Source organism: Pseudomonas sp. BMS12, assembly GCF_001592875.1.
GTDB lineage: Bacteria > Pseudomonadota > Gammaproteobacteria > Pseudomonadales > Pseudomonadaceae > Aquipseudomonas.
This window is the reverse complement of record NZ_LSOF01000002.1, coordinates 151223-160726: the sequence shown is the minus strand read 5'-3', so window position 1 is coordinate 160726 and position 9504 is coordinate 151223. Positions and strand designations below refer to the sequence as shown.

The following is a 9504-nucleotide window of genomic DNA, read 5'->3' as shown; positions in this document are numbered from 1 at the left end:
CGGTGCGCCGACGGCCAGGCGCCCGGCGGGCAGGCGCAGGGCCCTGGCCGGGCCGCTGGTCAGGCGGGCGAGCAGGGTCGGCAGGTCGAGCAGACCGTCCTGCACCAGGGTCAGGGCCAGCGGCAGCAGCAGTTCGACGCTGCTGATGCCGGGCTCGGTGGCGCCGAAGGGGGCCAGCTTGGCGTCGGCCTCGTGGGGATGGTGGTGGCTGGCGATGGTGCCGATCACGCCACTCTTCACTGCCTCGCGCAGGCCGTCGCGGTCGAAGGCCGTACGCAGTGGTGGCTGCACGTGATAGAGGCTGGAGAAGCCGAGCAGCGCCTCGTCGGTGAGGATCAGCTGGTACATGGCCACATCGGCGGTCACCGGCAGGCCGCGGGCCTGGGCGGTGGCGATCATCTCGGCGCCGCGGGCGCTGGTCAGCTGGCTGAAGTGCGCGCGCACACCGCTCTGTTCGACCAGCAGCAGGGCGCGGCTTAGGGCGACGGTCTCGGCGGTTTCCGGAATGCCGGCCAGGCCGAGGAAGCTCGCGGTGGCGCCTTCGTGCGCCAGGCCGCCTTCGGCCAGGTCGGCGTCCTGGGCGTGGAATACCAGGGTCAGGTCGAAGGTGGCGGCGTACTCCATGGCGCGGCGCAGGGTGCGGTTGTTGGCGAACGGCGCCAGGCCGTTGCCGAAGGCCACGCAGCCGGCATCGCGCAGGGCCACCAACTCGGCCAGCTGCTCGCCGGCGAGGCCCTTGGTCAGGGCGCCAATGGGAAAGACCTTGGTGTGCCCGGCTTCCTGGGCACGGTCGAGAATCAACTCGGCCACGGCCGAGGTGTCCAGCACCGGCTTGGTCAGCGGCGGGCAGCACAGGCTGGTGACGCCGCCGGCGGCGGCGGCCAGGGTTTCGCTGGCGATGCTGCCCTTGCGGCTGTAGCCCGGCTCGCGCAGGGCGACGGACAGGTCGACCAGGCCGGGGGCGGCGATCAGGCCGCGGGCGTCGATTTCACGGTCGGCACTGAAGCCGGCCGGAGCCTGGTCGAAGGCGGCCAGCTTGCCGCCGTCCAGATAAAGGTCGCGAACCTGGTCCAGGCCACTGGCCGGGTCGATCACGCGGGCTCCGAGGATACGGCTGCGCATCAGTTGTGCTCCTCGGCATTCAGTTGGCGTTGGGTGGCTTGGCCGCTCATGGCCATGGACAGCACGGCCATGCGGATCGCGATGCCGTAGGTAACCTGGTTGAGAATCACCGAGCGCTCGCCGTCGGCGACCGCCGATTCGATCTCCACGCCGCGGTTGATCGGGCCGGGGTGCATGACGATGGCATCTGGCTTGGCCAGCTTGAGGCGCTGCTCGGTGAGGCCGTAGAGGCGGTAGAACTCGCCTTCGCTGGGCAGCAGGCCGCCCTGCATGCGTTCGCGCTGCAGGCGCAGCATGATCACCACGTCGACGTCCTTGAGGCCTTCGGCCAGGTCGTGATGAACGCTGACGCCATACTGTTCGATGCCGATCGGCAGCAGGGTCTTCGGGCCGATCACGCGGATGTCCGGGCAGCCCAGGGTCTTCAGCGCCAGCATGTTGGAGCGCGCCACCCGCGAGTGCAGGATGTCGCCGACGATCGCCACCGAGAGATTCTCGAAGCCGCCCTTGTGCCGACGGATGGTCAGCATGTCGAGCATGCCCTGGGTCGGGTGTGCGTGACGGCCGTCACCGCCGTTGATGATGGCCAGATCCGGGCACACGTGTTCGGCGATGAAGTGCGCGGCACCGGAGTCGGCATGGCGCACGACGAAGATGTCGGCGGCCATGGCTTCCAGGTTGCGCAGGGTGTCGAATAGGGTCTCGCCCTTGCTGGTCGAGCTGGTCGACACGTTGAGACTGATCACGTCGGCCGACAGGCGCTGGGCGGCCAGTTCGAAGGTGGTGCGGGTGCGCGTGGAGTTCTCGAAGAACACGTTGCACACGGTCTTGCCACGCAGCAGCGGGACTTTCTTCACCGCACGGGCGCCGACTTCGAGGAAGGAGTCGGCGGTGTCGAGGATTTCCGTCAGCAGCTCGCGGGGCAGGCCGTCGAGTGAAAGGAAGTGGCGCAGCTGGCCCTGGTCGTTGAGCTGCAGCGAGCGCGAGGCGGCGGTAGGCATGGTGGCAGGCCTTAGGATGCGGTAAGGGTTTGCAGCTCAAGGGCGAGCGGCGCGGGGCCGGACAATTTTACCCGTTGCTGTGGGCTCAGGGCGAGGCTGGCGCCGAGCACGTCGGCATGAATCGGCAGTTCGCGGGCTTCCAGGTCGAGCAGGCAGACCAGGGTCACGCTGGCCGGGCGGCCGTAGTCGAACAGCTCATTCAGCGCGGCTCGGATGGTGCGGCCGCTCATCAGTACATCGTCGATCAGCACCAGATGCTGGCCTTCGATCTCGAACGGCAGGGCCGAGGGGCGTACCTGCGGATGCAGGCCGTTCTGGGTGAAATCGTCGCGGTAGAAGGAGACGTCCAGGGTGCCCAGTGGCTGCTCCTGGCCGAGTTCGGCGAGCAGGGCCTCGGCAACCCAGACGCCGCCGGTGCGGATGCCGATGAAGTGAGCCTGATCGACGCCGCGGCGCTGGAGCAGGGCCTGCAGGTCGGCAGCCATGCGTGGCAGCAGCTGTTGGGGATCGGGCAGGGTCATGGCGTTCCTCGCAGTCAGTCCGAAAAATTCTGTTCCAGCCAGCCTTCCAGTAGCAGGGCGGCGGCCAGGGCGTCTACCGGCTTGTCCCGGTAGCCGCCGCGCTGGCCTTGCGCCAGGCGCTGGCCCTTGGCCTCGAAGGTGGTCAGGCGTTCGTCGTGGGTATGTACCGGCAGGTTGTAGCGGCCGTTGAGGCGGCGGGCGAACTTCTCGGCGCGCTCGCTCATCTCGCTCTTCGTGCCATCCATGTTCAGCGGCAGGCCGACGACTATGGCATCCGGCTGCCACTCTTTGATCAGGGCCTCGACCTTCTGCCAGTCCGGCACGCCGTTCTGCGCCTTGAGCACGCACAGCTCGCGGGCCTGGCCGGTAATGGCCTGGCCGATGGCGACGCCGATCTGTTTGGTGCCGTAGTCGAAGCCCAGCAGCAGGCGCGGCGGCGCGCTCATGCGTGGCCGGCCTGGGCGGTGAGCAGGCTGAGATTGATGCCCAGGCGTGCGGCGGCGGCGCCCAGGCGTTGGTCAAAGGGAGTGGCGAAGAGGATTTCACTGTCGGCCGGGCAGGTCAGCCAGGCGTTATCGCTCAGCTCCTGCTCCAGTTGGCCGGCTTCCCAGCCGGCGTAGCCGAGAGTGATCAGGTGCTGGCTGGGGCCCTGGCCGTCGGCAATGGCGAACAGCACGTCCTGGGAGGTGGACAGCGCCAGTTCGCCGAGCTCCAGGGTGGCCTGGTAGCTGGGCCCGCTGGGATGCAGGACGAAGCCACGGTCGGTCTGCACCGGGCCGCCGGCGAATATCGGCAGGCTCTGGCACAGGCTGGACGGGGTTTCTTCGGGGCGCAGTTGTTCCATCACGTCGGCCAGGTTGAGGCCATTGGGGCGGTTGATCACCAAGCCCATGGCGCCTTGCTCGTTGTGTTCGACCAGGTAGGTGACGGTTTGCGCGAAGTGCGGATCGGCCATGTGCGGCATGGCGATCAGGAAGTGATGCTTGAGGTAGCTGGCAGCGGTTTTCATGAGCGCTAGTTTCGGCCTTAAGGCGGCTGGCTTCAAGCTGCAGGGGTGCCTGTCGCCACAGGCTTTGTTCGCGAAGCTTTGGGTAGGCCTGAGTTGGCGAGCAGAACCTGTGGTGACGGGCTGCTAGTTGCTGGACAGGCGGTCGCCGCGTTCGAAGCGCCAGGTACGGATGATTTCCAGGCGGTCGATGTCCGCCAGATCGCCGGTGAAGGGGGCGAAGGGCGCGGCCAGGCGCACAATGCGCAGGGCGGCCTGGTCAAGGACCTGCTGGCCGGAGGATTCGAGGATCTGCACCTCGTAGATGGTGCCGTCGCGATTGATCGCCACCAGCAGGCGCAGGCTGCCGTATACCCTTTGGCGGCGGGCCTCTTCCGGGTAGTTGAGGTTGCCGACGCGTTCGACCTTCTTGCGCCAGTCATCCTTGTACCAGGCCCCTTTGTCGCGCATGGTCGAGGCTGCGTTCAGGCGCAGGATCTTCGGGCGCTTGGCATATTGCTGGACGTCCTGCGCCAGCTGCGCCTCCAGGCTGGCGATCTCCATGGACAGTTGCGAGCTGTCGAACACGGGAGCGGGGTGGGCGTCGGGCTCGGGCTGCTTTTCTTCACGTTTGACGGGGGTCTTTTGTTGCTGCGGGCTGCGCGTGGCCAGTGCGGCCTTGGGCGCCTCCTGCGGCTTGCTCGGCGGCGGCGCTGCGGCCGGCGTGACCTTGTTCACCTGGGTGTCGTGGAACGGCGCCTGCTCGGTGGTCTTGGGCGCTGCTTTCTTTTCCAGGCTGCCACTGCCTTGCTGGTTGTCCTGGGCGAGGAAGTCGGCTTCCTTGGGTTTTTCCTGGCTCTTGAAGGTGGACAGGGTGATTTCCAGGGTCTTGCTGATTTCGCTGGGTTTGGCCAGGGTGAAGCTGACGCCGAGGATCAGGGCCAGGTGCAGCAGGGTGGCAATAAGCAGGGTGAAGCCCAGGCGGTCCGCGGGGCGGACGCCTTGGCTGGCGAGTTCGGTGGGAATGCGGGTGGCAGCGTTCATCTGGCAGTGGCTGGCTTCAGGATGTCGCGCAGTCTGCCGGCTGAGCGTGGCGACTCGCAAGCTGCAAGCGCCAAGCTGCCACCTGCATCAAGCTTTGCGTGCATCGAGCTTGCTGGCAATGGCGTCCATCAGGCGCTCGCCGATACGGGTGTCGTAGGCCTTGTCGATCTCGCGGATGCAGGTCGGGCTGGTCACGTTGATCTCGGTGAGGTGTTCGCCGATCACGTCAAGGCCGACGAACAGCAGGCCTTTTTCACGCAGCACCGGGCTGACTTCGGCGGCGATCTCGCGGTCGCGCTCGGTCAGCGGTCGCGCCTCGCCAGTGCCGCCGGCAGCAAGGTTGCCGCGGGTTTCGCCTTTGGCCGGGATGCGCGCCAGGCAGTAGGGCACCGGCTCGCCGTCGATCATCAGAATGCGCTTGTCGCCGTCCTTGATGGCCGGTAGGTAGCCTTGCGCCATGATCTGCTGGGTGCCATGGGCAGTCAGGGTTTCCAGGATCACCGAGAGGTTGGGGTCGCCGGCGCGGTGGCGAAAGATCGAAGAACCGCCCATGCCATCCAGGGGTTTGAGAATGATGTCACGCTGCGTTTCGGCGAACTCGCGCAGAATGTCGGGCCTGCGGCTGACCAGGGTAGGTGGCATGCAGTGGGGGAAAAGGGTGGCGAACAGCTTCTCGTTGCAGTCGCGCAGGCTTTGCGGGCGGTTGACGATCAGCGAGCCGGCTCGCTCGGCCTGTTCCAGCAGATAGGTGGAGTAGACGAACTCCATGTCGAAGGGCGGATCCTTGCGCATCAGGATCACGTTCAGCTCGCTCAATGGGGCGTCCTGCTCGTCGTCCAGTTCGAACCACTGCTGTGGGTCGTTGAAGACGCGCAGTGGGCGCATACGGGCACGTGCCTCGCCGGCACCCTGGTAAAGGTCTTTCTGCTCCATATAGAACAGTGACCAGCCGCGGGCCTGGGCGGCCAGCAGCATGGCCAGGGAGCTGTCCTTCTTGAAGTTGATCTGGGCGATGGGATCCATGACGATCCCCAGGCGAATGCTCATGGGGGAAACCTGCTAACGGCTGGTCGAAGGGATGCGCAAGGGTGGCGCCGGGGGCGTCGCCGGTCAAGAAAAACCCCGAGTATTAGGGGCTTATAGATTGCATGAGTAGAGTGTGCTAAAAAGTCCGCACGATCGGGGCGCAGCCCGTCAGTGTTACGGCCTCAGCCACACTGTGCTGTAAAGATAAAATAATGAATTACCGAGGCGATGGTAGGGCAGACATGGAACAGCATTCCGAAGGTTTGAGGGTCATGGTGATCGACGATTCGAAAACGATTCGTCGCACCGCCGAGACTCTGCTGAAGAAGGTGGGCTGCGAGGTCATCACCGCGGTAGATGGCTTCGATGCGTTGGCCAAGATTGCCGATACTCATCCGAGCATTATCTTTGTTGACATCATGATGCCGCGTCTCGACGGCTATCAGACCTGCGCTCTGATCAAGAACAACAGTGCTTTCAAATCCACGCCAGTGATCATGCTGTCCTCCAAGGACGGTTTGTTCGATAAGGCCAAGGGACGCATCGTCGGTTCCGACCAGTACCTGACCAAGCCATTCAGCAAGGAAGAGCTGCTCGGTGCCATCAAGGCGCATGTGCCCGAATTCGTCCCGGTGGAGCAAGCCTCCTGATTTCCGGCCACAAGCCGGTGACGCCTATTCCGAATGGGGAACTTCATGGCTCGTATTCTGATTGTTGATGACTCTCCGACCGAAATGTACAAACTGACTGCCATGCTCGAAAAGCATGGTCATCAGGTACTCAAGGCAGAGAATGGCGCCGATGGCGTCGCCCTGGCACGCCAGGAAAAACCCGATGCAGTATTGATGGATATCGTCATGCCGGGCCTCAACGGCTTCCAGGCGACCCGTCAGCTGACCAAGGATGCCGATACCAGTCACATCCCGGTAATCATCGTCACTACCAAGGATCAGGAGACCGACAAGGTCTGGGGCAAGCGCCAGGGCGCGCGCGACTACCTGACCAAGCCGGTGGATGAAGATACCCTGATGAAAACCCTCAATGCGGTACTGGCCGGCTAAAGCCGCGCCAGCCCGTAGCCATATAAGAAGAACAGACCAAGGCCGGCATGTCGGACGCACAATCTCCTTTCCAGCTCCTCGTCGCTCTCGATCAGCGCTGTCGCTCGCTGGCTGCCGGCTTGCCGTCGCAGCAGCAGACGGTGCAGACCTGGAGTGGCATTGGCTTTCGCATGGGGGAGCGCTACTTCGTGGCGCCCATGGGCGAGATCGGCGAAGTGCTGCACGAGCCGCGACATACCCTGCTGCCTGGCGTTAAGAGCTGGGTCAAGGGCGTGGCCAACGTGCGTGGTCGGCTGCTGCCGGTCATGGACCTGTGCGGTTTCTTCGGTGGCGACCTGTCGCCCTTGCGCAAGCAGCGACGGGTGCTGGTGGTGGATCACAACGAAGTCTTCGCCGGCCTGACGGTCGACGAGGTGTTCGGCATGCAGCACTTCCCGGTGGATACCTTCTCCGAGCAGTTGCCGCCACTGGAAGCGGCGATCCAGCCGTTCATCCATGGCATTTTCCAGCGCGAGCGACCCTGGCTGGTGTTCAGCCCACATGCGCTGGCGCAGCATCAGGGCTTTCTCGACGTAGCAGTATAAGATTTTCGGTTGGGTCGGCAGTTGCCGGCCCTTTGGCGTTACATGGGAACCGTAGTGCGGTCGGTCCAGGCGGGGGCCAAACAATGAAAAAACTCGATGCAGGCAATCTCTTGGCAGGTGTGCGCAGTAACACGCTGATCGCCGGACTCTTCGTGGTCCTGATCATTTCCATCGTGTTGCTGTTCGCCAACTTCGCCTACCTCAACACGCAGTCCAACTACGACAAGGAATACATCAGTCACGCCGGCGAGCTGCGCGTACTGTCCCAGCGTATCGCGAAGAACGCCACCGAAGCGGCGACCGGTAAGGCGGAAGCCTTCCCGTTGCTCAAGGAAGCGCGTCGCGACTTCGAAGAGCGCTGGGGTTTCCTGACCTCCGGTAGCGAAGCCAGCGGTCTGCCGGCGGCGCCCGAGTCGGTCAAGCCGCAGATGGACGACGTGCAGAAGGACTGGGATACCCTGCGCCAGAACGCCGACGCCATTCTGGCCAGCGAACAGACCGTACTGTCTCTGCACCAGGTAGCGGCAACCCTCGCCGAAACCATCCCGCAGCTGCAGGTCGAGTACGAAGAGGTGGTCGATATCCTGCTGCAGAGCGGTGCGCCGGCGGCCCAGGTGTCCGTGGCTCAGCGTCAGTCGCTGCTCGCCGAACGTATCCTCGGCTCGGTAAACAAGGTACTGGCCGGTGACGATGACTCGGTACAGGCCGCCGACATGTTCGGTCGTGACGCCAGCCTGTTCGGTCGCGTACTCAAGGCGATGACCGAAGGCAATGCCGCCATGGAGATCTCCGCAGTCACCGACGTCGACGCTCTGGAGCGCCTGGCCGAGATTTCCGAGCTGTTCCAGTTCGTTTCCGGCTCGGTGGACGAGATCCTCGAGACTTCGCCGGAACTGTTCCAGGTCCGCGAATCCGCCAACACCATCTTCACCGGCTCGCAGACCCTGCTGGACAAGTCCTCCGGCCTGGCCACCGAGTTCGAGAACCTGGCCGACGGTCGTTACTTCAACACCCTGGCCGGTTATGTGCTGGGCGCCCTGGCCCTGGCCGCGATCATCCTCATCGGTCTGGTGATGGTGCGCGAGACCAACCGCCGTCTGGCCTCCACCGCCGAGAAGAACGAACGTAACCAGTCGGCGATTCTGCGACTGCTCGACGAAATCGCCGACCTCGCCGACGGTGACCTGACCGTGGCCGCGACCGTAACCGAGGACTTCACCGGTGCGATCGCTGACTCCATCAACTACTCCATCGACCAGCTGCGCGACCTGGTAGCGACGATCAACTCGACCGCTGTACAGGTGGCTGCCGCCGCCCAGGAAACCCAGGCCACGGCGATGCACCTGGCCGAGGCTTCCGAGCACCAGGCCCAGGAGATCGCCGGTGCTTCCGCGGCGATCAACGAAATGGCCGTGTCGATTGACCAGGTATCGGCGAACGCCGCGGAATCCTCCGCGGTAGCGGAACGTTCCGTAGCCATCGCCAACAAGGGTAACGAGGTGGTGCACAACACCATCACCGGCATGGACAACATCCGTGAGCAGATCCAGGACACCTCGAAGCGGATCAAACGCCTCGGTGAGTCGTCCCAGGAGATCGGTGACATCGTTAGTCTGATTAACGACATTGCCGACCAGACCAACATCCTCGCACTGAACGCCGCGATCCAGGCCTCCATGGCCGGTGATGCGGGTCGCGGCTTCGCCGTGGTAGCGGACGAGGTACAACGCCTCGCGGAACGTTCCTCCGCTGCAACCAAACAGATCGAGGCACTGGTTAAGACGATTCAGACCGACACCAACGAAGCCGTTATCTCGATGGAACAGACCACTTCCGAAGTGGTGCGCGGTGCCCGCCTGGCGCAGGACGCCGGTGTGGCACTGGAGGAGATCGAGAAGGTATCCAAGACCCTCGCGGCCTTGATCCAGAACATCTCCAACGCCGCCCGTCAGCAGGCGTCCTCGGCGGGTCACATTTCCAACACCATGAACGTGATCCAGGAGATCACCTCGCAGACCTCCGCAGGTACCACCGCTACCGCCAAGAGCATTGGTAACCTGGCCAAGATGGCCAGTGAGATGCGCCGTTCGGTATCCGGCTTCACCCTGCCGGAAGGCCAGGCCTGATCAATGGAGGTGCGGCGGCCTGAGAGGGTCGCCG

General features: G+C 64.3%; 11 protein-coding genes. 4 read left to right on the top strand and 7 right to left on the bottom strand.

The window, feature by feature from the left end; translation table 11 throughout:
* From AYB31_RS01055 to gshB, 7 genes are all read right to left on the bottom strand, one after another.
* Window positions 1-1122, bottom strand: a 1122-nt coding sequence (locus AYB31_RS01055; protein ID WP_068824898.1) for a dihydroorotase, incomplete at its 3' end; no start/stop codon positions are given.
* Window positions 1122-2123: an aspartate carbamoyltransferase catalytic subunit gene (locus AYB31_RS01050; RefSeq protein WP_068824896.1), complete on the bottom strand. Its 1002-nt coding sequence runs from the start codon at window positions 2121-2123 to the stop codon at window positions 1122-1124. The genes AYB31_RS01055 and AYB31_RS01050, both read right to left, overlap by 1 nt.
* 11 nt (window positions 2124-2134) lie before the next feature.
* Window positions 2135-2644, bottom strand: coding sequence for a bifunctional pyr operon transcriptional regulator/uracil phosphoribosyltransferase PyrR (gene pyrR, locus AYB31_RS01045; RefSeq protein ID WP_068824894.1), 510 nt, complete (start codon window positions 2642-2644; stop codon window positions 2135-2137).
* Window positions 2645-2658: 14 nt separating this feature from the next.
* Window positions 2659-3090: a Holliday junction resolvase RuvX gene (gene ruvX, locus AYB31_RS01040; protein ID WP_068824892.1), complete on the bottom strand. Its 432-nt coding sequence runs from the start codon at window positions 3088-3090 to the stop codon at window positions 2659-2661.
* Window positions 3087-3653, bottom strand: a complete 567-nt coding sequence (locus tag AYB31_RS01035) for a YqgE/AlgH family protein (RefSeq protein WP_068824890.1) — start codon at window positions 3651-3653, stop codon at window positions 3087-3089. The genes ruvX and AYB31_RS01035 overlap by 4 nt, the downstream gene beginning before the upstream one ends.
* 123 nt (window positions 3654-3776) lie before the next feature.
* Window positions 3777-4673, bottom strand: coding sequence for an energy transducer TonB (locus AYB31_RS01030; protein ID WP_068824888.1), 897 nt, complete (start codon window positions 4671-4673; stop codon window positions 3777-3779).
* An 87-nt stretch (window positions 4674-4760) separates the two neighbouring features.
* Complete coding sequence (gene gshB / locus AYB31_RS01025; protein ID WP_068824886.1) at window positions 4761-5720, bottom strand: glutathione synthase; 960 nt, start codon at window positions 5718-5720, stop codon at window positions 4761-4763.
* A gap of 221 nt (window positions 5721-5941) precedes the next feature.
* On the opposite strand from gshB, the gene pilG reads away from it, so the two are divergent.
* The 4 genes from pilG to AYB31_RS01005 all read left to right on the top strand — a co-directional run bounded on the left by pilG (window position 5942) and on the right by AYB31_RS01005 (window position 9470).
* Window positions 5942-6349, top strand: coding sequence for a twitching motility response regulator PilG (pilG, locus tag AYB31_RS01020; protein ID WP_068824884.1), 408 nt, complete (start codon window positions 5942-5944; stop codon window positions 6347-6349).
* 45 nt (window positions 6350-6394) lie between these two features.
* The gene (pilH, locus tag AYB31_RS01015) at window positions 6395-6760 is read left to right on the top strand and encodes a twitching motility response regulator PilH (protein ID WP_068824882.1); all 366 of its coding nucleotides are present in this window, start codon (window positions 6395-6397) and stop codon (window positions 6758-6760) included.
* A 47-nt stretch (window positions 6761-6807) separates the two neighbouring features.
* Window positions 6808-7344 carry a chemotaxis protein CheW gene (locus tag AYB31_RS01010; protein ID WP_068824880.1) on the top strand — a complete coding sequence of 179 codons (537 nt, stop codon included), beginning with the start codon at window positions 6808-6810 and terminating at the stop codon, window positions 7342-7344.
* A gap of 83 nt (window positions 7345-7427) precedes the next feature.
* Window positions 7428-9470 carry a methyl-accepting chemotaxis protein gene (locus AYB31_RS01005; RefSeq protein ID WP_068824878.1) on the top strand — a complete coding sequence of 681 codons (2043 nt, stop codon included), beginning with the start codon at window positions 7428-7430 and terminating at the stop codon, window positions 9468-9470.
* The last annotated feature ends 34 nt before the right edge of the window (window positions 9471-9504 follow it).

Bases quoted from the DNA above. Each gene is read 5' to 3' on its own strand.
- AYB31_RS01035 (WP_068824890.1), bottom strand. From the start codon at position 3,653: ATGAAAACCGCTGCCAGCTACCTCAAGCATCACTTCCTGATCGCCATG.
- pilG (WP_068824884.1), top strand. From the start codon at position 5,942: ATGGAACAGCATTCCGAAGGTTTGAGGGTCATGGTGATCGACGATTCG.
- gshB (WP_068824886.1), bottom strand. From the start codon at position 5,720: ATGAGCATTCGCCTGGGGATCGTCATGGATCCCATCGCCCAGATCAAC.
- pyrR (WP_068824894.1), bottom strand. From the start codon at position 2,644: ATGACCCTGCCCGATCCCCAACAGCTGCTGCCACGCATGGCTGCCGAC.
- AYB31_RS01050 (WP_068824896.1), bottom strand. From the start codon at position 2,123: ATGCCTACCGCCGCCTCGCGCTCGCTGCAGCTCAACGACCAGGGCCAG.
- AYB31_RS01005 (WP_068824878.1), top strand. From the start codon at position 7,428: ATGAAAAAACTCGATGCAGGCAATCTCTTGGCAGGTGTGCGCAGTAAC.
- AYB31_RS01030 (WP_068824888.1), bottom strand. From the start codon at position 4,673: ATGAACGCTGCCACCCGCATTCCCACCGAACTCGCCAGCCAAGGCGTC.
- pilH (WP_068824882.1), top strand. From the start codon at position 6,395: ATGGCTCGTATTCTGATTGTTGATGACTCTCCGACCGAAATGTACAAA.
- AYB31_RS01010 (WP_068824880.1), top strand. From the start codon at position 6,808: ATGTCGGACGCACAATCTCCTTTCCAGCTCCTCGTCGCTCTCGATCAG.
- ruvX (WP_068824892.1), bottom strand. From the start codon at position 3,090: ATGAGCGCGCCGCCGCGCCTGCTGCTGGGCTTCGACTACGGCACCAAA.